Source organism: Acidovorax sp. NO-1, from assembly GCF_000238595.1.
Taxonomy (GTDB): Bacteria; Pseudomonadota; Gammaproteobacteria; order Burkholderiales; family Burkholderiaceae_C; genus Acidovorax.
Map to the genome: position 1 here is coordinate 1 of NZ_AGTS01000043.1, position 21,095 is coordinate 21,095.

Annotated in this window: 20 protein-coding genes and 2 pseudogenes; 14 read left to right on the plus strand and 8 right to left on the minus strand. The window is 60.9% G+C overall.

Annotated elements, in window-relative coordinates; genetic code table 11:
* Positions 1-526: 526 nt before the first annotated feature.
* From KYG_RS04040 to KYG_RS04055, 4 genes are all read left to right on the plus strand, one after another.
* Positions 527-1,843: an MT-A70 family methyltransferase gene (locus tag KYG_RS04040; protein WP_008903556.1), complete on the plus strand. Its 1,317-nt coding sequence runs from the start codon at positions 527-529 to the stop codon at positions 1,841-1,843.
* Between the two features lies 1 nt (position 1,844).
* Positions 1,845-2,723, plus strand: coding sequence for a hypothetical protein (locus KYG_RS04045; RefSeq protein ID WP_008903557.1), 879 nt, complete (start codon positions 1,845-1,847; stop codon positions 2,721-2,723).
* A gap of 108 nt (positions 2,724-2,831) precedes the next feature.
* Positions 2,832-5,564 carry a DEAD/DEAH box helicase family protein gene (locus tag KYG_RS04050; RefSeq protein WP_034693063.1) on the plus strand — a complete coding sequence of 911 codons (2,733 nt, stop codon included), beginning with the start codon at positions 2,832-2,834 and terminating at the stop codon, positions 5,562-5,564.
* Between the two features lie 3 nt (positions 5,565-5,567).
* Complete coding sequence (locus tag KYG_RS04055) at positions 5,568-7,778, plus strand: DNA methyltransferase (RefSeq protein ID WP_008903559.1); 2,211 nt, start codon at positions 5,568-5,570, stop codon at positions 7,776-7,778.
* A 69-nt stretch (positions 7,779-7,847) separates the two neighbouring features.
* Here KYG_RS04055 and KYG_RS04060 read toward each other — a convergent pair whose 3' ends face one another.
* Positions 7,848-8,312 carry a conjugal transfer protein TraD gene (locus KYG_RS04060; RefSeq protein ID WP_008903560.1) on the minus strand — a complete coding sequence of 155 codons (465 nt, stop codon included), beginning with the start codon at positions 8,310-8,312 and terminating at the stop codon, positions 7,848-7,850.
* 236 nt (positions 8,313-8,548) lie between these two features.
* Between KYG_RS04060 and mobQ the strand changes: the two genes are divergently transcribed.
* From mobQ to KYG_RS04090, 7 genes are all read left to right on the plus strand, one after another.
* The gene (gene mobQ, locus KYG_RS04065) at positions 8,549-9,583 is read left to right on the plus strand and encodes a MobQ family relaxase (protein WP_008903561.1); all 1,035 of its coding nucleotides are present in this window, start codon (positions 8,549-8,551) and stop codon (positions 9,581-9,583) included.
* A complete protein-coding gene (locus KYG_RS24240; RefSeq protein WP_139019289.1) occupies positions 9,577-9,828 on the plus strand; it encodes a hypothetical protein in 252 nt (83 codons plus the stop codon). The genes mobQ and KYG_RS24240 overlap by 7 nt, the downstream gene beginning before the upstream one ends.
* Positions 9,816-10,577, plus strand: a complete 762-nt coding sequence (locus tag KYG_RS04070; RefSeq protein WP_008903562.1) for a hypothetical protein — start codon at positions 9,816-9,818, stop codon at positions 10,575-10,577. Before KYG_RS24240 ends, KYG_RS04070 begins: the two co-directional genes overlap by 13 nt.
* An 8-nt stretch (positions 10,578-10,585) precedes the next feature.
* Entirely contained in the window at positions 10,586-10,768 is a 183-nt protein-coding gene (locus KYG_RS24645; RefSeq protein WP_008903563.1) for a hypothetical protein, read from the plus strand.
* Positions 10,761-11,894: an ArdC family protein gene (locus KYG_RS04080; protein WP_008903564.1), complete on the plus strand. Its 1,134-nt coding sequence runs from the start codon at positions 10,761-10,763 to the stop codon at positions 11,892-11,894. Before KYG_RS24645 ends, KYG_RS04080 begins: the two co-directional genes overlap by 8 nt.
* Before the next feature lie 94 nt (positions 11,895-11,988).
* Positions 11,989-12,612: a hypothetical protein gene (locus tag KYG_RS04085; RefSeq protein WP_008903565.1), complete on the plus strand. Its 624-nt coding sequence runs from the start codon at positions 11,989-11,991 to the stop codon at positions 12,610-12,612.
* 105 nt (positions 12,613-12,717) lie between these two features.
* Positions 12,718-13,509, plus strand: a complete 792-nt coding sequence (locus KYG_RS04090; RefSeq protein WP_008903566.1) for an exodeoxyribonuclease III — start codon at positions 12,718-12,720, stop codon at positions 13,507-13,509.
* Positions 13,510-13,696: 187 nt separating this feature from the next.
* On the opposite strand, the gene KYG_RS04095 is transcribed toward KYG_RS04090, so the two are convergent.
* Positions 13,697-14,686, minus strand: a complete 990-nt coding sequence (locus KYG_RS04095) for a hypothetical protein (RefSeq protein ID WP_008903567.1) — start codon at positions 14,684-14,686, stop codon at positions 13,697-13,699.
* A gap of 712 nt (positions 14,687-15,398) precedes the next feature.
* Between KYG_RS04095 and KYG_RS25010 the strand changes: the two are divergent.
* Together KYG_RS25010 and KYG_RS04100 are read left to right on the plus strand one after the other, a co-directional pair.
* Positions 15,399-15,512: pseudogene (locus KYG_RS25010) on the plus strand (exodeoxyribonuclease III); the annotation flags it as partial.
* Positions 15,513-15,525: 13 nt separating this feature from the next.
* On the plus strand, positions 15,526-17,433 hold the full coding sequence (locus tag KYG_RS04100; RefSeq protein ID WP_008903569.1) for a GspE/PulE family protein: 1,908 nt from the start codon (positions 15,526-15,528) through the stop codon (positions 17,431-17,433).
* A gap of 138 nt (positions 17,434-17,571) precedes the next feature.
* Here KYG_RS04100 and KYG_RS04105 read toward each other — a convergent pair whose 3' ends face one another.
* The 3 genes from KYG_RS04105 to gstA are packed head-to-tail and all read right to left on the minus strand — an operon-like array spanning position 17,572 to position 18,812.
* Positions 17,572-17,949 (minus strand): nuclear transport factor 2 family protein, encoded by a 378-nt coding sequence (locus KYG_RS04105; protein ID WP_008903570.1) that lies wholly within the window; start codon positions 17,947-17,949, stop codon positions 17,572-17,574.
* A complete protein-coding gene (locus KYG_RS04110; protein WP_008903571.1) occupies positions 17,946-18,173 on the minus strand; it encodes a 4-oxalocrotonate tautomerase family protein in 228 nt (75 codons plus the stop codon). Before KYG_RS04110 ends, KYG_RS04105 begins: the two co-directional genes overlap by 4 nt.
* Before the next feature lie 30 nt (positions 18,174-18,203).
* Complete coding sequence (gene gstA, locus KYG_RS04115; RefSeq protein WP_008903572.1) at positions 18,204-18,812, minus strand: glutathione transferase GstA; 609 nt, start codon at positions 18,810-18,812, stop codon at positions 18,204-18,206.
* Between the two features lie 111 nt (positions 18,813-18,923).
* Between gstA and KYG_RS04120 the strand changes: the two genes are divergently transcribed.
* A complete protein-coding gene (locus KYG_RS04120; protein ID WP_008903573.1) occupies positions 18,924-19,841 on the plus strand; it encodes a LysR family transcriptional regulator in 918 nt (305 codons plus the stop codon).
* A 39-nt stretch (positions 19,842-19,880) separates the two neighbouring features.
* Here the strand turns inward: KYG_RS04120 and KYG_RS04125 are convergent, their stop codons facing one another.
* From KYG_RS04125 to KYG_RS04135, 3 genes and pseudogenes are all read right to left on the minus strand, one after another.
* Positions 19,881-20,279: a response regulator gene (locus tag KYG_RS04125; RefSeq protein WP_139019290.1), complete on the minus strand. Its 399-nt coding sequence runs from the start codon at positions 20,277-20,279 to the stop codon at positions 19,881-19,883.
* Positions 20,276-20,773, minus strand: coding sequence for a GAF domain-containing protein (locus tag KYG_RS04130; RefSeq protein WP_008903575.1), 498 nt, complete (start codon positions 20,771-20,773; stop codon positions 20,276-20,278). Before KYG_RS04130 ends, KYG_RS04125 begins: the two co-directional genes overlap by 4 nt.
* A gap of 51 nt (positions 20,774-20,824) precedes the next feature.
* A pseudogene (locus KYG_RS04135) lies at positions 20,825-21,095 on the minus strand (chemotaxis protein CheW); the annotation flags it as partial.

A 21,095-nucleotide genomic window follows, 5' to 3' on the forward strand; every position in this document is an offset into this window, starting at 1 on the left:
TAGGAAAGTATCAAGACTTTCCATGGTGGTAGGGGCGATGCCCTGTCGCCTAGGAAGGCGCCGAGCATCGCCCCCATTGCTGAGACGATGGATGTTGGGTGCTGAAACACTCCTAGCCAAAAGAAGAATGTGATATCAAATCTCCATCAAAAAGAGACCAGGCAGCGATCTGCCTTGTCTATCGTTGGCGTACAGGAAAGGACCTATATCGGCACGACCAGCTGCCTGAATTCAGGCAGCTCATTGAACCTAGGAAAACCGTGAAATTGTTCACGAATCGAAGCGTTGCTCCTGCGCGGGAGCGTTTCACATCTTGACATGCAGCCCCCGGCAGCTTACATTTGAGGCATGAGTTTTTCACTCTTTTCTGTCTTCAATCTGACTGTCTCGCGGACCACGTCCGCAGTCATACGTTCGCTTTAAGCGGGCGTATCAATTTCTCCTTCCCCACTCGATATCGCTCGCTTCGTAGGTATGTCTCGGCCATAGGTTTGGCCTAGATCGGTTCACCTTTTTCGGAGCGAATATGAAGCAGATTTCCCAGGCCGTATCCGGCCAAAAGCGTGCCGTCTCGGCACAAAAAACACCCCCCGCCAACGCGAAGTCCACCAGGCCGGTCAAGCGCGCTCAGCCAGCGCCAAAGCTCGTGCTGGACCCGTGCTGCCAAGAGTTTCCGCCCATGGAGCACGATGATTTCAACTCTCTAAAAGAGAGCATTCTTCGCAATGGGCAACTGCAACCACTGTTGGTATGGCAGGGACGCGTTCTTGATGGACGCCACCGCCTCAAAGCATGCGCCGATCTGGGCATCCAGCCCCTTTTCGAGGAAGTGAAGTGCAGCTATGAAGAGGCGCGGTCTATGGCGTTTGCTGCGAACATCAATCGACGTAGCCTGAGCACGGGCCAAAAGGCTCTGCTCGCAGCTCGGCTTGCCACCCGCAAGCCCGGGCAGACGAAAGCTTCCAAGCAAGCTGGCCCCGCGTTGACCCAAGTGGAAGCGGCAAAGCTGTTTGGTGTGGGACGTGAGGCCGTGTATCAAGCCGGTCAGCTACTCGAAGGAGGAAACAAAGCCCTCCTCGACGCTGTACACGACGGCACCATGAGTTTGAACGCGGCCGTAGTGACAATGGAAACCGGCAAGACAGGTCTGCGCGCCAAGACGACCGAAGCCGAGCGCAAGGCTTTAAGAGAGGCTGCCGTTGTGAAGGAGCGATTGGGGAAGGAAGCGCGGCATCTGAGGCTTGTGAAGCAGGCCGCCATTAGCGCGAAGAACGTCGCCCTTCCAACCGGCAGCCTTTACTCAATCATCCTGGCTGATCCACCATGGGATTACGACATGGCGTATGACCGGGCCGCGAGTCGCATGATCCCCCACACCCACTACCCAGTCATGAGTGTTGATGCCATGCGCTCGCAACTTGACGTCGAAGGCATCGCTGCAAAGGACTCAATGCTTTTCATGTGGTGCCCCGCGCCCTTGCTGTCCAGGGGGCTTGAACTCATGGAAGGGTGGGGCTTCAAGTTCCTAACGAACTGGGTCTGGCACAAGACAGGCCCTCGGCTCAATTGTGGCGGGGGGACGGCAACGATGCACCACGAGCTGCTCTTGGTCGGTACCCGAGGAGCTGGCGTGCTCATCGCCGACACGAAGGCGCGTGCTCCATCGGTTTTCAAGGCGCGAGTGGGGAAGCATAGTGCCAAGCCCGTCGTAGTGCACCAGCGTTTGGAAACCCTGTACCCAGACGTCAGTCGCATTGAGTTGTTCAGCCGGACTGATCGAACGGGCTGGACCATTTTTGGGAACGAGGTCGAACCCGATGCTGACAGTAAAAAGGTTGCTTGATATGGCAAAGAACACCAAAAACATCTACCGCCCATCGAATACAAAAGAGATGCTTCCACTGCCTCCTCCTCTTCGATACTTTGAGGCAGAACCCTGGCGGGGGGAGAACAAGCCGGTTTACGCCAAGCGCGACCTCGATGAGCGGCTTCACTGCGATGATGGGGTCGCTCTCCGCTTCGTAGACTCTTCTGAGTATTGGAGGCATGGACGAGTTCACAAGGATGGGGATAGGCCCGCTTTGTACATTGGCGATTCAAACGCAGTCGAACTGACTTTGGGATCGGCGATCAGGGGCGACGATGGCGATTCGCTGTACCTGGCTCCAAGCTCTGAGGTCTATTGCGTTGACGGAGTAATCCATCGCGAACGTGGGGCAGCAATCGTGAACCATGGAGATGCGGAGAGCTTCTGTATGGAGTACTGGCACAGGGGCCGACGGCACTGCGCCGATGGCGTAGCAGTCCAAACTAAGTACGTCCAGCTGTGGTACTACCACGGCTTGCTTCATCGGGAAGACGGCCCAGCATGCATCCGTTCAGATTTCGAGGAGGCCACCTGCTATTGGTATGGCCGGGCCCTCTCGTTCGATGACGGGCTGGTGGATGATTTTCCTATTGATGAGCCACCATCCAAACTGATCTTGCACGCGTTGGCTTTGGCTCAATGGTGCCCCGACACTGAGGACCATCGAGTGACCCAGTTAGTGGCACGTGCGTGCGAGTTGATGCCTGAACTAAATCTGGTGCGGTCGGACCTGGATGAGTCTGAATGGTTGGTGTTCAGAAACGCCATCAACGACTATTTACGCGACCCTGTGGAATACGTTTCCCGCGCTAGCGACAGTTTCTCATTGCCAGACGGACTCGTCGAGGAGCCATAAAGTAGCACACCCCGCGCTAGCGCCCCTGCCCTCAACGTATCATCGAACGCATCAATCCAGCGAGGCATTCTTGCTGGGAAAAAGTTGCACAGAACAGGGAGGGTCTCGATGGCGCTACACGTGAATTTTCCTTCATCGCCGTACGAGCTGTTGGACCCGGCGATACGCTGGTTCCCCGCAGCAGAGGAGATGCGGGAGACAGCCTACGAGAAACTGCTGCCGCCCCTCGTTGCTAAGGTGCGGGAGGAGGTGCAGGCTTGGCGTGCATCAGGCTATTTGGGGGCCTCGGAAACGTCCAAGGCCCTGTTGCAGTGGTGGTTCGAGACCCACCACTTGATCGGGCAGGCAGACGGGACGCAAACCGAGTTCCGCTACTACTTTGCCCAGCGTGAGGCGGTCGAGTCAGTCATCTGGCTGCACGACGTTCGCAAGGCCCGCGACAAGTACGACCTGCTGCGGTTCGACGCATCGGGAGCCGTGTCGAGCAACATGTTCGACGAGGAGTGGCCCCGCTTCGTGGTCAAGATGGCCACGGGTGCGGGCAAGACCAAGGTGCTGTCGCTGCTGATGGCGTGGAGCTACTTCCACAAGCTCTATGAGCCCGACTCCACGCTCTCACGCAACTTCCTGCTGATCGCCCCGAACATCATCGTTCTGGACCGCCTGCGGGCCGACTTCGATGGTCTTCGCATCTTCTTCAACGACCCTGTGCTGCCCGACAACGGGCACGCGGGCCGCAACTGGCGAGATGATTTTCAGATCGCCCTGCATATCCAGGACGACGTGCGGGTGGTTCGACCCACGGGCAACCTGTTCCTGACCAACATCCACCGCGTCTACCTGGGTGAAGTACCCGAGCCCTCACTGGACGACGACGACCTGCGGGACTACTTCCTCTCTCCCTTTGGCGAGAAGCCCGTGGGCAAGACCACGGACAGCAACACCGACCTGGGTGAGCTGATCCGCGAGATCGACGAGCTGGCCGTTTTCAACGACGAAGCTCACCACATTCACGACCCCCGCATGGCGTGGTTCAAGTGCATCCAAGACATCCACCACCGAATGCTGCAAAAGGACTTGCGGCTGTCCATCCAGATCGACGTGTCGGCAACGCCCAAGGCCAACAACGGGGCCATCTTCGTTCAGACCGTCAGCGACTATCCGCTGGTGGAGGCCATCGCTCAAAACGTCGTCAAGCACCCCGTGCTGCCCGATGCGGTAAGTCGAGCCAAGCTCTCCGAGCACAATAGCCCCATCGTCAGCGAGAAATACGCCGACTATCTCACCCTAGGCGTCGAGGAGTGGCGAAAGAGCTATTCCGAGCATGAGAAACTGGGCAAGAAGGCCGTGCTCTTCGTTATGGTGGACGATACCAAGAACTGCGATGAGGTTGGCTCGTACCTTGAAAAGGTTTGCCCTGAGTTGCAGGGTGCGGTGCTGGTCATCCACACCAAAGCCAACGGTGAAATCTCCGAGGCTTCCAGCGGCAAGAGCAAGGAAGAATTGGAAAAGCTTCGCAAGCAGTCCAACGAGATCGACACGTGGAAGTCGCCCTACAAGGCCATCGTGTCGGTGCTGATGCTCAAAGAAGGCTGGGACGTTCGCAACGTCAGCGTCATCGTCGGGCTGCGTGCCTATTCAGCCAAGAGCAACATCCTGCCCGAGCAGACCCTGGGCCGTGGCCTGCGTCGCATGTACTTCGGCAGCGAGCAGCGGGAAACCGTGTCCGTGATGGGCACGCCCGCCTTCATGGACTTTGTGGAGTCCATCCAGAGCGAGGGCGTGAACTTCGAGCGGGTGCCAATGGGCGGCAGCGGGGGCAAGGAACGCCAGGACTCATTGGTGGTAGAGGTCGAGAAGGACACCACCACGAAGAACATCGACGAGTTGGATATCGCCCTGCCCAGGCTGACCCGCCGTTTCAATCGCGAGTTCAAGGACTTGGGCGAGCTGGACCCGTCAGCACTGGGCAATAAACCCTTGCCTATCAAGCCGTTCACACCCGAGGAGACCCGCGAGATCGTCTTCAAGACCATGCTGGACGCGGAGGTGGACCACACCATCCAGCTCGACACCAGCGGCGTGGCGGACTTCCGTTCCGTGGTGGCCTTCTTTGCCCGTCAGCTCTTGAAAGAGCTGCGGCTGGTGGGCGGCTATGAACTGCTGTACCCCAAGGTCAAGGTCTTCATCCGCGACCACCTGTTTGACCAGGCCGTCGATCTTGAAAGCCCCGTGGTGTTGCGGAACCTGTCCGAGGCCGAGGTCAGCAAAGTCATCTTCGACAGCTTCCGCACCGCCATCAACGGCTTGACGATCCGCGAGACGGGCACGTCCCGCATCGAGGGCACCATCAAGCTGCGAGACACGCGACCGTTCCGCACCCAGCCACGAGGCTTCTTGCAGGCCAAAAAATCGGTGTTCAACCGCATCGTGGGCGAGGGCTCTGCGGACGGCTTGGAGCTGGCTTTTGCGGCGTTTTTAGAAGGTGCCGATGATGTGCAGGCCTTCGGCAAGAACTACATGGCCGTGGGCTTCAAGATTGACTACGTGAAGGCCAGCGGCGAGTTGTCCACCTACACGCCCGACTTCATTGTTCGCACCAAGGACGGGGGCGTCTGGATCGTCGAGACCAAGGGCCGCGAGGAGCTGGACGTGCCACAGAAGATGCGCCGCCTGAGCCAGTGGTGCCAAGACGCCACCGAGGCCAGCAAGAACGAAGGCGGCACGAAGTACGGTTTCGTGTATGTCGATCAAGAGAGCTTCGAGCAGCACGAGCCCAACACCTTTGCAGGGCTGGTGAGTTCCTTCCGTGAATACCAAGATCAAGAAAAGAGGGCCTGACCGATGGCACGTCCAGACAAGAAGACCTACGACCTCAGCGAGGCCGAGCAACGCGACCTATTCAACCTGATCCAACAGGGCAAGGCCCTGCCCGAGAAGTACCGCTTCATCCTGTTCGAGGACAAGCGGGAAGTCGAGTTGGTTTGGAACGGTAAGACCCGCGACGTGTGTACGACAGTGCTGCCGTTTCAGTCGTTGGAACACATCGACGAGCCACGCAAGGAGACCAAGACGCAGGGCGACCTTTTCGACAGCCGTGGACGGCAGACGAAGGGGTGGTCCAACAAGCTGATCTGGGGCGACAACAAGCTCATCTTGTCGTCGCTGAAAGCGGGACCGCTACGCCAGCAGATCGAGGATGCGGGCGGTTTGAAGCTGATCTACATCGACCCGCCGTTTGATGTGGGGGCCGACTTCTCGATGGATATCGAAATCGGAGGCGAGACGTTCCACAAGGAGCCGAACCTGCTGGAACAGATCGCCTATCGAGACACCTGGGGGCGTGGGACGGACAGCTTCATCGCGATGATGTACGAGCGCTTGATTCTCATGCGCGACCTCCTAGCATCAGACGGCTCCATTTACGTGCACTGCGACTGGCGGGTACACGCATACATCCGCATGGCCCTTGACGAGGTCTTTGGTCGTCAGCACTTCCTCAACGACGTAATCTGGACCTACAAGTTCGGGGGGCGTTCATCGACGACGTTCGCGCGTAAACACGACACGATTTTCTGGTTTGCTAAGACGGACAACTACTTCTTCAACAAGGATGAAGTGAGGATGCCCGTAACGAACGAATCGACGACACACAACTACCGCTATGTCGACTCCGATGGTCGTCGATACAGGGAGGACATCCGCAAGAACGGCAAGGTTTATCGGTACTACTTAGACGAGGGAAAGATTCCAGAGGATTCATGGACCGATATCGATTCGCTGCACCACGAACTCGCCGAGAGACTCGAATACCCGACGCAAAAGCCAGAAGCGCTGCTACAACGGATCATCAAGTCTGCTACAAGGAAGGGGGATTTGGTGGCGGACTTCTTCGTCGGGTCAGGGACAACTGCGGCGGTAGCTGAAAAGCTGGGTCGACGATGGATTGCGACCGATCTTGGGAAGTTTGGCATCCATACGACACGCAAGCGACTCATCGGCGTACAGCGTGAGCTGAAAGCCGCCGAAAAGGACTTTCGTGCCTTCGAAGTCTTGAACCTGGGCCGTTACGAGCGTCAGGCCTATCTAAACATCGGTGGCCGCCTCTCAGCGGAGCAGCGGGCGGCAGCCCTTGCGGAGAAGGAACGCGAGTTCCGCGACCTGATCTTGCGGGCCTATAAGGCGAGCCCGCTGGGAGCAGAAGGAGCGGCTCAGGATGGCTTTTTCCACGGCGCCCGCAACGGTCGATTGGTGGTTATTGGACCGATCAACCTGCCTGTGGGTAGGCTGTTCGTAGAGGAAGTCATCACCGAGTGTCGCAAGCGCGGAGCCTCCCGGGTGGACATCTTGGCCTTCGAGTTCGAGATGGGCCTGTTCCCTGCTGTGCTGGAAGAAGCCCGCAGCAAGGGCATCGAACTCAGCCCGAAGTACATCCCCGCCGAGGTGTTCGACAAGCGGGCGGTGGACAAGGGCCAGGTGGTTTTCCACGACATCAGCTTTGTGGAGGCCAGTCCCCGCTACGACAAGAAGAACAAGCTAGCCGTGAGCATCGAGCTGTCCGATTTTTCCGTGTACTACACGCAGGGGGCGGCAGAGGCCGCCATTGCCGCCTTGAAGGAGGGCAAGAGCGACGTGATCTGTGAGCAGGGCCAGCTCTACAAGATCAGCAAGAACAAGGACGGTGTGGTGAATCGGGATCGGCTGACCAAGCACTGGACCGACTGGGTGGACTACTGGGCAGTGGACTTCGACTACCTGCAACGCAAGGAGATCATCAAGGTCCCCGTGGGCACGGGCCTCGGTGGCGTCGCCAGCCTGGAAGGCTTCGAGCCACCGCAAGGCGAGTTGATGCTGCCCGAGTTCGAGGAGCGCTGGACGGGCGGCTACATCTTTGAGAACGAGTGGCAGAGCTTCCGCACCCGGCAGAGCCGCGACTTGGAGTTGATGACGGCTGCGCATTCCTATGATCGACCTGGGCGTTACACCGTGGCTGTGAAGGTGATCGACATTTTCGGCAATGACACAATGACGCTTGTTCCAGTCAATGTAGGCTGAGCGCTGCTAGCGGAATCCCGGCCGCTCGGCGTTCGTTGCGGGATGTTGCAGGGCGCTTAGGTCTGATGATCAGCCCGAGCGTCGGAGTGCTCGCTCTCCATCCTCGCGCAAACGTTGCCGGTCCGGCACCATAACGGCATCGTTAGCCGGATGATTCAAGGCCGAGGTAAGCCACATCAGTGAGCCCAAGATGAGGGCACGGTCATATGCCGCCGATTGGGCGGCAATCCCCCGACGCGATGACATCGACTCGACGTCGTTTTCATGCTGGTCGTGAGCGATGTCGGTGTGAGGCGCTGGCATCGCCATTCCTGCTTTCTTCACCAGTGCGCCCAGCACGATTTTCTCGTGTGCGTCGATGCGCCGGCCCAACTGCTGCGCCTGGTGGCGCGCAACCCTTTCCAAGTGCTCTGCGCGGGCCTGGTACTGCGCGGCTTGCTGTCGCAGCGCGCTCTCTCGCATGCGCAGCCGTATGAGGCTGGCCGGCATGGTGCCGTCGGTGTGGACAGTACTTTGTTCGGTGTGAACGGTCATTTTTTGTCTCCCTTTCGTTTAGACCCCTGTAATTGATTGCAGAGGCTTCATCAATCTGTCACCTTGGGTAGCAGGCAGTCAAGCAATATGGAAGGCAAGCCCCCCAAGCGCACCTATACAAACTTTCGTTTGTGTTGCGCCTGGCAGGGGCCTCGAACAGCCAGGGCACATCCCTCACGGGAGTGCCATCGCATCACCTCTCCCTCATTGCCTGTGCCGGCAAGAGGGAGACGTAGATGGCGATTTTTCATTTCTCAGCACAGCTGATATCAAGGAGCGACGGCGCCAACGCCGTGCAAGCGGCTGCGTATCGCGCAGGCCTGCGCATGACCTGTTCCCGCACTGGCCAGGTCTTCAACTTCACCCGCAAGAAGGAGGTGTCGCACCGCGCCATCCTCGCGCCAGAAGGCGCTGCCCCCTGGGCCCTCTGTCGCGCGACGCTCTGGGGGCGAGTAGAAGAGCAGAAGCGAAAAAATGCGCAGCTCGCACGTGAGATCGTCGTCGCCCTTCCCATAGAACTCACGCACACCCAGCAGGTTGCGCTCATTCACAGGTATGTGGAGGCGCAGTTCGTGAGCCTGTCCATGGTGGCTGATATCAACATCCATTCGAAGCGAGGGAATCCACACGTCCATGTGCTCCTCACGCTCAGCGATATCGAAGCCGATGGCTTCGGAGCCAAACGCCGCGACTGGAATCATCCCTCGCTGGTGGCCCGCTGGCGCGAAGCCTGGGCCAAGGCTTGCAACGCAGCTCTGGAAGAGGCCGGCCACGCCGCGCGCATTGACCACCGCAGCAACAAAGAACGCGGCATTGACCTACCAGCAACCGTGCATGAAGGCCGCAGAACACACGCGAATGCCGAAGCGTGGGATGCACGCGTCGAGTTCAACGCGTGGGTACGCACCCAGATTGTGCTTGCCAAAGTGCAAGCCGAAGTGAAGGCCGTGCAGTCGCAGATCGTGGACCTGACCAGCACCATCGAGCGGGCGCTGACAGAGCGGCGCACGAAGAGCCTGCCAAGTGAAGCGCGGACGGCTTCCACAACGCTTTCCGCCGTGCCTGCCGAAGCCGTGCCCTCAACCAATGCCCGCATCTGGACGCCAGCGAGCGCTGCGCCACCACGGGACTTCTCCATCGCTGGGCTGCTCGCCCGACGTGCCCATGCCGTTGGTCCGTCAAGCCCGATTCGCCCTGCGCACCCATCAACCCCGCAGCCCGAGGTCATGCATGCCTCGGGAGGCATTTTTCAAGGAGACAAACCATGCTGATACCCGTTCTGTTGCGACTCATCGCAACCATCTTCGCCTCGCGGCCGCCAGGCATCGAGCCAGGCCAGTGGAGCCCGCACGCACGCAGTGCCGTGCAGCTGCTGGAATTCAGGCAGCTGCGCCCCGCAGCCGTGCCACAGGCCGGACGCCGATTTGCGCGGCCGCCGCAGCCAAGACGTCAAAGTGCGCCCATTCCCGAGTCTTTCACCGCTGGCGCGGAAGGAGAGTGGACATGCAAGCCATGAACGCTTTCCCCGCACCGGATGCAGCCGCGCCCGTCGTGGTGCCAGCCTCGGCGCCCGCGTGGGCATCGGCCCATCACTTCCACCGCATTCCTGACCCCATCAGCTTCGCTTGGTTGAATGCGCAGTCTCCGAGGGCCGTGGCCGCAGCACCGCAGGTATCCCCGTGCTTTGGCATGGATGTGGTGTACCTACCGGTGGACGTACTGCGCTGGTTTCCCAACGAGTTGGTGCTGGCAGTCCCGTTTCTGCCCGCCCCACCCGTTGAGTTCTTCTTCGCATGCAATGAGGGCGGCAAGCGCTGGTGGTGCTTCGTGGTGTTGAGCAAGGGCCAAGTTCCAACGGCTCTGGTGTTCGATGTCTCACCTTCCGTGATGCTGATCGCCGGCCTCGGCTTGCGTGAGACTGATGTCGATATGCAAAGCGGCGCGGTCTTGCGGGGCAGAGACTTTGACTACCGGGCCAATGCAGCAGTGCTCTGCCCCATGGACACCACACCCATCCGAGTGGAGTGGCTGAGCCCGGAGACGCAGGAGTACTTTTGCATCCACGAAGGCAGTTGCCAGGGCAGTACGCCAAGCGTACCCACCCTGGCCGATGTGTTGGGGCCAAGGAAGCTGCCGCCCTCGATATCGCCCGTGGAGGTATCGATTGGCACGCCCACTTTGGGTCTGCGCATGAGGGTCAACGACGACGAGCCGTTGGCGCGCTATCTCGAATCGTTGGCCGGTGGTGCGGGAGGTGTGGCATGAGCAGCCCTATGCAGTCCATTTCCTTGACGCCCGAGCTGGCATGCGCACTCATTGCCGAGATGCAGGCAGTGCTCGATGGAGAGGCAAGTTACTTCCATGCGGAGGTGTGGACCGACAGCGGGCAGCGTGTGGCGCTGCACCTTTCCGGCCAGGCCGACCCGCCAGACATGGGAGGACCGCTCCATGCCTGATGCAAAGAAGCCCGCCAAGAGGGACCTTTATCAAGAGGTCACCGACAAGCTCATCGCCGCCATCGAAGCCGGCACGGCACCCTGGCAGCGTCCTTGGCAGCAGGTTGCCTCCGCAGGCCTGCCCATGAACGGCGCCACCTCGCGGGAGTACAACGGGGTCAACGCGTTGTTGCTGATGATGCTGGCCCAAGCCGAAGGATACAGCGACAACCGCTGGTTCACATTCAAGCAGGCGAGCGACATGGGTGCCAAGGTGAAGAAGGGCAGCAAGTCCACTCCGGTGTACTTCTTCAAAATGCTCAACGCGCTAGGGGCGGAAGTGGATGGCGAACCTGCTGGCGGCGCAGAGCCGGGAGGAAAGGAGCGACGTCAAATCCCGTTTCTCACCGAGTACCGCGTTTTTCATGCGACGCAGATCGAGGGCATCGAATCGTTCGCGCAACCCGAGCGGAAGTGGACATCACTGCAAGCGGTGCAAGAGATGGTGGAACGCTTGAAGCCGGACATCCGGTATGGAGGCAATAGGGCCTTCTACGCGCCGGGAACTGGGCGGGACTTCATCCAAATGCCTCAGGGAGCGTTTGAGACGGCAGAGGCCGAAGCCGGGGTCTTATTCCACGAAATTGCCCATTGGTCTGGGGCAGCGCACAGACTCAATCGAACGTTTGGAGCCTGGGGAACGGATGCCTATGCAGCAGAAGAGCTCAGAGCGGAAATTTCGTCAGCTCTGGCCTGCGGCGCCCTATCAATCGCCTTGCCCATCGACACTCATGCAGCCTACGTCGACGCGTGGCTCAAAAAGCTGCGTGGCGACAAGTTCGAGATTTTCCGCGCGGCGAAGGATGCCAGGCGAATTGTGGACTACCTCACCGGCAGTCTTGTGCTGGACCCGAAGTCCGATGAGGAAATTGCTCCGGAAAGCCTGTCTACCTCAGCACCAACTTTGGCGCGCGCCCAGGAGGTGGAGCCAGGGGCAGACGCGGCAGCTATCGCTGCTGTGCTGGCCAAAGCACGCAAATCCATCGCACAGGTCCAGAGCGCGCGGCGCAGTGGTCTTGCTCCTTTGGGACATGCACTCAAAGAGGCTGGTGCGGCGGTACCGCCCAGTGTCGATATGTCAAGGTGATGGACGCGCGGTGCGGCAGCGTTCGCATCGCGCACCCCACTTGCGTTTTGTGCGGGGCGTTTGCTACTTTGGTCTTCTAAACCAAAGGAACCACATGACAACATCAACATCACACTCTGTCTCCATCCAAATCAAACCCACCGATAAGCGCCGCCACTACTGGGCCAAGCGCATTGATTCGGGCACTGCGTTAAGCCTGCCCTGCAACGTTTCCCACGGCGAAGACATACCAGGGCCGTATCTGCCAGTAGGTGGCTACGAGGAATTGGCCCTAGGAGAGTTCATCATTGAGGGCGAACAACTCTTCCATCGCCATCGTAGAGGTTGGACCTACCGAATCGGATACATGGGAATCGATGGCGCGTTGCATCGCGTGTGTCCAAGAATGGTCCATAAGGAGGCGTTGAAGGCTGCCGGAATTGCGCCAGACCACCTTAAAGGCTCGGGCGAGTTGGCGGCATGTGTGCGGCTCATTTTGGGAATGCGGATGGGGTTACGCGCGGGAGTGGTGCCTATCGAGACGCCTGCCGTGCCCGTGACTATGCGGCAGTTCGCGGACGTTGCCGACCTGAGGGATGTTTGGTTCGAGTCAAGTTCGGCTGAGCCGCTTCCATCCGCTCAACAAATCTATGACCAAGCGGCGATGCGCGCGAGGATGCTTGCGGTACAGGGTGGGATGGAAGACCAGCCTAACTTGGCTGCCTTGCTTTGCGACTAAAAGGCTCCAAGAGACCGGACCACCCGTTCATCTTCGAGCTGTGCTGAGGCGACAATTGCACAATCTGGGGACGCTCCCGCGTTCCAGCACCAAAGAGCCCAGAACATGTTCCGTGTAGTTACTGCCAACCTGAATGGCATTCGATCCGCAGCCTCAAAAGGCTTTTTTGAATGGGTCGCTCAACAAGATGCGGACGTCATCGGTGTCCAAGAAGTCAAAGCCCAAGACGAGCAGGTAAAGGGCATCCACTGCCACATCGGCAAGATGGCCGGCCAGTTCCACTACGCCCAAAAACGTGGCTACTCGGGCGTGGGCATCTACATGCATGAAGAGCCTTCGGATGTTGTCGTCGGCTTGGCCGACGCTGAGTTCGACAACGAAGGCAGATGGGTTGAGGCGCGCTTTGACAGACCCGGCCGCAAGTTGTCCATCATCAGCGCATATTTCCCTAGTGGATCATCCGGCGAGGAGCGGCAGCAAGCCAAGTTCCGCTTTCTTGCGTTGCTCTATCCCAAGCTGCTTGAATTGCGTGATAACAGAGAGTTCATCTTGATGGGTGATGTGAATATTGCCCACCAGAATGCAGACTTGAAGAACTGGCGCAGCAACCAGAAGAACAGCGGCTTTCTACCCGAGGAGCGTGCCTGGATGACCAAGCTTCTTGGCGAAGGCGGCCTCGTGGATGTATACCGCAGGCTGCATCCAGAGGCTACGGACACCTGCTACACATGGTGGAGCAATAGGGGTCAGGCATACGTCAACAACGTTGGATGGAGGCTGGACTACCAAATTGCGACCGCTGGCGTAGCTGAGCTGGCGCGGTCGGCAAGCATCTACAAAGGGCAAAAATTTAGTGATCATGCGCCCTTAATCGTGGACTACGATTTGATCTTGTAGGGCAACCAGCATGCCTCTCCTGTACTGCGAGGCGCGACCAATCATGCGGCCAACAACAACGTGAAGCCAAGAAATCACGCGTCGTTAACCAACTTTGCTCAGACACTGCTCGGCCCGTAGTGAGAGTTGAAGTGAGAAATTCTTGTTTGGAATCGGCAGCCAGCGCATTAGTTGCCGTGCTACCAAGCTATGCGGCAAACTCGTCAGCGGCGTCTTCATCAAGTACTTGCTTCTGCGCTTCCAGTAGTTTGATCAACCGAGCTATCTCCTTCGGTCCCATCTCGCCAGCGATTAGGAGCCGGTAGTTTGTCTCTTTGGAGAGCCGGCCACGTAGCCACTCTTCCTCGCCAACGGCAGCAACAAGGGGTGAGGGCGGATTTGCCTTCGAAGCCGTCAGCGGTGGGACTGAAAAAATCGGGGGCGTCGCTGCCGCAGGCGTCCCCTTGTGTTTCATTACCACGGTGAGCTGATCGAGAGGTACGCCGGTCAGACTTCCTTCGATTTGTGCCCACCAACGTCCTTCGTGCTCGTGCTTAGCAACAATCTTGCGAGGTGCGGGAAATTGGAGGGCGCCATTCAACTCCCATTGCACGACGTCGCCAACTTCCGCCTGAGGCGCGTCGCTGCCTGGATGGTCATCGCTCATGCCACTCGGCGCTTTCAGCGCTCCGCCAGCAAACGCAAGCGACTTTCGAAAGTCTTTGATGAAGGCATCTACGGTCTTCGGATTGAAATCTTTGTCCTTACGAAGGTAATAGGTCAGCGTGGCGTCGGAAGGCAATTCCTCACCGTACTTGGAGAGCAGTTCGGCATAGATTTTGGGCATGCGCGCGCAGGCATGAAGCGCCTCAGCACGTTCGGGAGAGTCGTCCTCTGCCAGCAGGATCGTGAGTGCTCGATTCGTCAGTTTGACGTTTCGGCTGTCCTTGCGGCCTTCATCTTCGAGCAGTCCAAACTGCAACAGCGCAGAGATTGTCTGGCGCCCGCCGCTGCTGGACTCTGAATAGCCAAAATGTTTCAAGGCTGATAAGACCGGAGCAGAGGACTTGCGCTCCTGTGCATAGAATTTTCTTGCCTGAGCGATGGCTTGTTCAAGATCAATGAAGGGATATGAGATCCCGCGACCATTGTTGGTCTTCTTAGGGAAAGCCGGTTGCGCCGTCGCGATGTCGTTCATGTCTGGCTCCTAGCGGTGATGCGAGGTGGTGAATGTAACAGTGGCGGGAGGCTTTTGCAACGGCACAGGTCTGAGGCTTTTAGAGAAAACCTTTTTCAAGTCTCATTAAAAGTCTTTTTTGCCTCCTGGGGGGTTGACGTCAGTATTTTTGGTGGCAGAATCCGTGCTACTGCGGAAAGTGCATTAACCGTGTGGGCATGAAAAAACCCACAAGGCCCCGGCAAGGGTCTGGTGGGTTCTTTCTGCGGTACGGCTAGTGGAGTTGATCCGCGAGCCTGCAACCGGACTGACAGGTCAGCCGTAGATTTTACTCTCTATGGTGGGCGCAGGCAACAAGATGCTCTTCGGTAGTATTGCAAGAAGGAGGTGGCCTATGGCCCACTCTCGCCTGCGTCGCGTCTTTGTACGTGCCTACACCCGGTTTCGCCTCGGCAAGCTGGAAAATGTATGCCAACACTTTCGCTCGCATCCTGGTCAGCTTGAACTGTTCGCTTAAAAGGTTCGGTTGACACCGGCCCTGTGCCACGCGGCACAGGGCCTTTTTTCTGTGCCGCTCCGTTTTCGAACGGATGACTAGGCTATACCTCTTATCTACAAGGATAGAGCTCGTTCGCCGCCATTAGACGCTGTTCAACGAGTTACCTTGTTTGGTCAGTAATATCAAGCTCATGATGTCAATAGGACAACTTAGTGGGTTTTATGAGGCACCATCTACCACCTGGCCACTCCGGCGATGGCGGCGCTGGCACGCACTGAATCCATTTACAAAGGCGAAAAATTCTCGGACCACGCACCCATCACGGTGGACTACGAATTGAGCCTGTGAATCCGCCCGCCCCATGACCGACGCCGCCATCTCTGCGCCCGCCCCCGCACCCGCCCACAGCTTTCGCCCGCAGAGTGCGGACGCGTTGTGGAAGCAGCTGTCTACGCCGCACCCCACCGTGGGCAAGGCGCGGCACCTGGGTGAGGCCATGGTGCATGCGGGTTTGCTGTCGGTTCCTGCGCTGCAGGATGGGCTGCAGGCGCAGCAGCGCGAGCGCGCCGATGGGGTGCAGCGGCCCATCGGTCAGATCCTGGTGGACCGCGGTGCGCTCACGCAAGACCAGTTGCGCAGCGTCATTGCCACGTGGCTGGGCGAGTACACCGTGCACCCGGGCGACATCACGCCCGAGGAGTCGGCCCTCGCCCTCATCCCCCGCGCAGTGGCCGAGCGCGAGTCGGTGCTGCCCCTGATCGCGCGCGACGATGCGCTGGTGCTACTCATGGCCGACCCCTGGGACCGGGTACTGATCGACGAGATCCGCTTTCTGACGCAAAGGCGGCTGATCCCCTTGCAGGCCGCGCCCGGCACGCTGGCGCCCGCCATCCAGAAGGCCTACCGCACCCAGCCGGGCGACACCGCTGCGACAGGCGCGCGCGCCACCTCGCAGGAGCTGCTGAGCAACCTCAGCGCCGCCGCACCCGACGCCGATGCGGAGCAGGCCGACGTGATCAGCGAGTCGGACAACACGCTGGTGCGGCTCATCAACACCGTGATCAACGAGGCCATAACCCACCGCGCGTCCGACATCCACATCGAGACCGAACCCGCGCCGCGCAACGTGCGCGTGCGCCTGCGCATCGACGGTGACCTCACGCCCTACCTGGAGCTGCCTGCGCGCTACCGCTTCGCCATGGTGGCGCGCATCAAGATCATGGCGGGCATGGACATCTCCGAGCACCGCAAGCCCCAGGACGGCAAGATCGACTTTGCGCGCTTTGGCGGCCCGCCCGTGGAGCTGCGCGTGGTCACCGTGCCCACCTCGCGCGGGCTGGAGGACGTGGTGCTGCGCCTGCTGGCCGGCGCCAAGCCCCTGCCACTGGAGAACATCGGCCTGAGCCAGCCCAACCTGCAGGCGCTGCGCACCGTGGTGCAGAAAAGCTATGGCCTGGTGCTGGTGTGCGGCCCCACGGGTTGCGGCAAGACGACCACGCTGCACTCGGTGGTGCGCGACATCAACACCGCAGGCCGCAAGATCTGGACGGCCGAAGACCCGATCGAAATCAGCCAGGAGGGCCTGCGCCAGGTGCAGGTGAACCCGCGCATCGGCTGGACGTTTGCCGCCGCCATGCGCACCTTTTTGCGCGCCGACCCGGACGTGATCATGATCGGCGAGATGCGCGACGAGGAAACCGCACGCATCGCCATCGAGGCCTCGCTCACGGGTCACCTGGTGCTGTCCACCCTGCACACCAATTCGGCGCCCGAGAGCATTGCGCGGCTGCTCGAGATCGGCCTGGACCCGTTCAATTTTTCGGATTCGCTGCTGGCAATCCTCGCGCAGCGCCTGGTGCGCCGCCTGTGCACCGCCTGCCGCGAGCCCCAGGTGGCCGACCCCGACACGCTGGCGGGGCTGGCAGCGCAGTATCTGGAAAGTGGCACCACCAACACGCCCGAGGCGCGCGAAGCCCAGATTGCCCGCTGGCGCAAGCGTTACGGCAGCGCACAGGGCGAGCTGCACCTGTGGCGCCACCGGGGCTGCACCCAGTGCGAGGGCCATGGCTACCACGGCCGTCTCGGCATCCATGAGCTGATGATGAGCGACGAGACCATTCGCCAGCACATCCGCCACCGCGCCCCCGCCTCGGACATCCGCCACTCGGCACTGGCGGCCGGCATGCTCACCCTGCGCCAGGACGGTATTGAAAAGATGCTGCAAGGCCTGACCGACATGGCGGAGGTGGTGGCGGCGACCAACCTCTGACGTGCGACCGCGCCAGCGCGCCGGTCACCGCAATTTTGGTCAAATCGGCTGTCAGCGCTTATCAGTAAAGCGCCAACAGCTATCAATAAATGAGCATCCCGATTCGATAACCCATGCGCCTGCGAGCGAGCCACCCGCTCATGGGGCCAGCTCGTAGTGGAACACCTTGGCAATGATCTGCCAGCGCCCGTCCACGCGGATCAGGGTCAGCAGGTCGGTGAAGTGCCTGGGCAGGATGGCGCATTCCACCTTGGCCAGGGCCGTCACCGGCCCGGCAAACTCGATGGACAGGATGCGCTCCTGCACCGTCTCGCCCCGGCTGGCGGGCGAGGGGCGCTGGTCCACGATGGGGAAATATTCCTCCATGCGCAGGATCACCGCAGGCTCGGCCGTGGCGCAGGCATACACCGCCTGGGGGTGCAACACGCGGCGCAGGCGCTGTGTATCGCTGTGGCACAGGCCGTCGAAATACTCTTGCAGCACGGCGGCGACTTCGTTGAAGCGCGGGTCACTCATGGCGCGCTCCCGTCGGCGGCGGCGCGAGCGCGCTGGCGGCGCACGGTCACGGTTTCACCGGCCACGCCCCAGTTGTCGGTCTCGACCTCGTCGATCACCACAAAGGTGGTGGCGGGCTCCTTGTTGAGAACGCGCACCAGCAGATCGGTGGCGCCCTGGATCAGCGCCGCTTTTTGCGCACCCGTGACACCTTCACGGGTCACTTTGATGTTGATGTAAGGCATGGCTATTCCTTGGGATGAAGAAAAGTCGTCTCAGCCCAGCAAGCCTTCAGCCCGCATCGCAGCCTGCACGGCAGGGCGGGCGGCCACGCGGCGCATAAATGCCTGCAGATGGGCCAGGTCGCTGATGTCCAGCTTCACGAACCTGGCCCAGCCCAGCACCACAAAAAGGTAGGCATCGGCCGCCGTGAAGTGCTCGCCCGTCAGGTAGGGGCCGTGCTGCAGCTGCGCGTCCAGCCAGTCCATCTTCTTGCGCAGCAGGGCTGCCAGCGTGGCCTTGGCGTTGTCGTCCAGCCCGGCGTGGAACAGGGGCGTGAAGGACTTATGCAGCTCGGTGCTCACGTAGTTCTGCCACTCCATCACCCGGTAGCGCGCCAGCGTACCGGCTGCGGGCATGAGCTGCGTGGCCTGGGCCTGGTCGGCGATGTACTGCGCAATGACCGGGCCTTCGGTGAGGCGGGCGCCGTCCGCCAGCTCCAGCACGGGCACCTGGCCTTTGGGGTTGATGGCATAAAAATCGCGCCCGTCTGCCGTGCGGTGGCGCTCGGTATCGACCTTCTCCAGGTCGAACGTGAGGCCGCATTCGCGCAGCAGGATGTGGGGCGACAGGGAGCAGGCGGCGGGAGAAAAGTACAGCTTCATGGGATTGCCTTTGGGGCGTGGTGGATAGGTGAAGCAATGGTATTAAGGATGCAAACAGCAATAAACTAGACGCCAGGTATTTCACTGATTACATGAAGTAATAAACAGAACATGGCGCGCCAATTTGACGACCTGAAGCTGGGCAGCATCGAGCTGTTCTGCCTGACCGCACAGTGGCAAAGCTTCACGGCCGCCGCCCACGCGGCCGGGCTCACGGCGGCGGCGGTGAGCCGATCGGTGGCGCGCATGGAGGCGCGCCTGGGCGTGCGCCTGTTCCAGCGCACCACGCGCCAGGTGCGGCTGACCGACGCAGGCAAGCGCTACTACGAGCAATGCCGCCAGGCGCTGGGCCAGCTGACCGAGGCCGAACGCGAACTGTCAGGCCAGCAGCAAACCCCCGCAGGCCTCGTTCGCTTCAGCCTGCCCACCTCCTACGGGCATTGCCGCATCCTGCCGCTGCTGCCTGCGTTTGCGCAGGCCTACCCCGACGTGGAGCTGGAGCTGCAGTTGAGCAACCGCAACGTGGACTTCACCGAAGAAGGCTTTGACCTGGCCGTGCGCGGCCGCACGCCGCCTGATTCAGGGATGGTGGCCCGCAAGCTGGAGGATGCGGCCCTGGTGGTGGTGGCCTCGCCGGACTATCTGCATCGCCACGGCACACCGCACGAAACGGCCGATCTGGCGGCGCACGAGTGCATCCAGTTTGTGCTGCCCAGCAGCGGCCAGGCGGTGCCCTGGATACTGCGCGACGCCGCCGGGCGCGATACGGAGGTGCCCACCCAAGGGCGCCTGCGCTGCGCCGATGACATCCTGGGCCCCGTGACGCTGGCCCGCGCAGGCGCGGGGCTGCTGCAAACCTACCGGTTCATTGTGGAGGCCGACCTGCACAGCGGCGCCTTGCAGGAGGTGCTGCCCGCCCATGCCGGTGCCTCCCGCCCGTTTTCGCTGCTGTACCCTGCCCACCGGCACATGCCGCTGCGCGTGCGCGTGCTGGTGGATTTCATCGTGCAGCGGATCGCTGCGGGCTGAACCCTGCGGCGCCCCCCCAACGGGCCATGGCAGGCCGTATCAGGCAGCAGGCGCGCCCTCTTCCTGCACGCCCACCACGGCATCGAGCAGCTCACTGATGCGCACCGGCTTGTCCAGCACCCGGACCACGTCAAGGCCCTGCAGGCGTTCGGCGTCCACCGGGCTGCCGCCGCCCGCCAGCGCCACCACCCGCGCATCGCGCGGCGTGGCAAACCGGCCCTGCCGGAGCTCGCTGAGCAGTTCCAGGGCCTGCGGCCCCTCCTGCAGGTCCAGCACCAAACCCTCGTACGCGCCGGTTGCCAGCAGCGCACGGGCCCGGCCCACGCTGCTGGCCTCGTGGAAGTCCACCATGCCGAGGTCGCGGGCCACCATGACCATGGTGCGACGCAGCACGAACTGGGGTTCGACCAGCAGGATCCGGGGCAGCATCGCGCTCATTCCTCGCCCTCTTGTCCCGCCAGGGTCTCGTTCGCCAGCTGTCGCAGCGCATCCAGAATCGACCGCTCCACGGGCCCGAGGGTGCGCGGCACGGTGTCGATCACGCAGAGCGTGCCGATGTGGTGCCCGCCGGGTGCACTGAGCGGCGCCCCGGCATAAAACCGGATGTGCGGGTCGCCGGTCACCAGCGGGTTGTCGGAAAAGCGGGGGTCGCAGCTGGCATCCTCGACCACAAACAGCTCGTTCTTCAGGATGGCATGCCCACAGAAAGAGATTTCGCGCGGGGTTTCCGTGGCCTCCAGGCCCATGCGTGACTTGAACCACTGGCGCTGCCCGTCCACCAGCGTGAGCAGGGCAATGGGCGTTTCCAGCTGCTCGGCCGCAAAGCGTGCGAGGCGGTCAAAGCGCTCCTCGGGCGGCGTGTCGAGCAGCAGCAGTTCGCGCAGGGCGGCCAGGCGCTCGTCCTCATCTGCGGGAATGGGTGCGGGGGTCATGGTCAGTCCTGTGGTGGGGGTGTGTATTGTGTGTGGGTGTGTTGTTGCAGCTCAGCCCAGCAGATAGGCCATCTGTGCCAGGTCCACAACGACCAGATTGGCGTGGTCTTCCACCGCGCCTTGTGCGTTGATCAGCCCCAACTCCCCCATGGCCCCCATGCGCATGCCGCTGCGCCGCGCACTGTGCGCGGGCAGCCAGTCGCACAGGCTGCGGATGGCGATGCCGACCGGCGCAGACGCATCACCAGGCGCCTGGACGAGCACCGCCAGCAGCGGTTCGCCCGGTGCAGCCGACCGGGCAATGGCGGGCAGGTTGACTACG

Excerpts from the sequence above, each read along its gene's own strand:
- KYG_RS04080 (WP_008903564.1), top strand. The coding sequence starts at position 10,761 with ATGCCTGATGCAAAGAAGCCCGCCAAGAGGGACCTTTATCAAGAGGTC.
- KYG_RS04095 (WP_008903567.1), bottom strand. The coding sequence starts at position 14,686 with ATGAACGACATCGCGACGGCGCAACCGGCTTTCCCTAAGAAGACCAAC.
- KYG_RS04055 (WP_008903559.1), top strand. The coding sequence starts at position 5,568 with ATGGCACGTCCAGACAAGAAGACCTACGACCTCAGCGAGGCCGAGCAA.
- KYG_RS04120 (WP_008903573.1), top strand. The coding sequence starts at position 18,924 with ATGGCGCGCCAATTTGACGACCTGAAGCTGGGCAGCATCGAGCTGTTC.
- KYG_RS04105 (WP_008903570.1), bottom strand. The coding sequence starts at position 17,949 with ATGAGTGACCCGCGCTTCAACGAAGTCGCCGCCGTGCTGCAAGAGTAT.
- KYG_RS04110 (WP_008903571.1), bottom strand. The coding sequence starts at position 18,173 with ATGCCTTACATCAACATCAAAGTGACCCGTGAAGGTGTCACGGGTGCG.
- gstA (WP_008903572.1), bottom strand. The coding sequence starts at position 18,812 with ATGAAGCTGTACTTTTCTCCCGCCGCCTGCTCCCTGTCGCCCCACATC.
- KYG_RS04070 (WP_008903562.1), top strand. The coding sequence starts at position 9,816 with ATGCAAGCCATGAACGCTTTCCCCGCACCGGATGCAGCCGCGCCCGTC.
- mobQ (WP_008903561.1), top strand. The coding sequence starts at position 8,549 with ATGGCGATTTTTCATTTCTCAGCACAGCTGATATCAAGGAGCGACGGC.
- KYG_RS04085 (WP_008903565.1), top strand. The coding sequence starts at position 11,989 with ATGACAACATCAACATCACACTCTGTCTCCATCCAAATCAAACCCACC.
- KYG_RS04130 (WP_008903575.1), bottom strand. The coding sequence starts at position 20,773 with ATGACCCCCGCACCCATTCCCGCAGATGAGGACGAGCGCCTGGCCGCC.
- KYG_RS04090 (WP_008903566.1), top strand. The coding sequence starts at position 12,718 with ATGTTCCGTGTAGTTACTGCCAACCTGAATGGCATTCGATCCGCAGCC.
- KYG_RS04060 (WP_008903560.1), bottom strand. The coding sequence starts at position 8,312 with ATGACCGTTCACACCGAACAAAGTACTGTCCACACCGACGGCACCATG.
- KYG_RS04100 (WP_008903569.1), top strand. The coding sequence starts at position 15,526 with ATGACCGACGCCGCCATCTCTGCGCCCGCCCCCGCACCCGCCCACAGC.
- KYG_RS04050 (WP_034693063.1), top strand. The coding sequence starts at position 2,832 with ATGGCGCTACACGTGAATTTTCCTTCATCGCCGTACGAGCTGTTGGAC.
- KYG_RS24645 (WP_008903563.1), top strand. The coding sequence starts at position 10,586 with ATGCAGTCCATTTCCTTGACGCCCGAGCTGGCATGCGCACTCATTGCC.
- KYG_RS04045 (WP_008903557.1), top strand. The coding sequence starts at position 1,845 with ATGGCAAAGAACACCAAAAACATCTACCGCCCATCGAATACAAAAGAG.
- KYG_RS04125 (WP_139019290.1), bottom strand. The coding sequence starts at position 20,279 with ATGAGCGCGATGCTGCCCCGGATCCTGCTGGTCGAACCCCAGTTCGTG.
- KYG_RS24240 (WP_139019289.1), top strand. The coding sequence starts at position 9,577 with ATGCTGATACCCGTTCTGTTGCGACTCATCGCAACCATCTTCGCCTCG.
- KYG_RS04040 (WP_008903556.1), top strand. The coding sequence starts at position 527 with ATGAAGCAGATTTCCCAGGCCGTATCCGGCCAAAAGCGTGCCGTCTCG.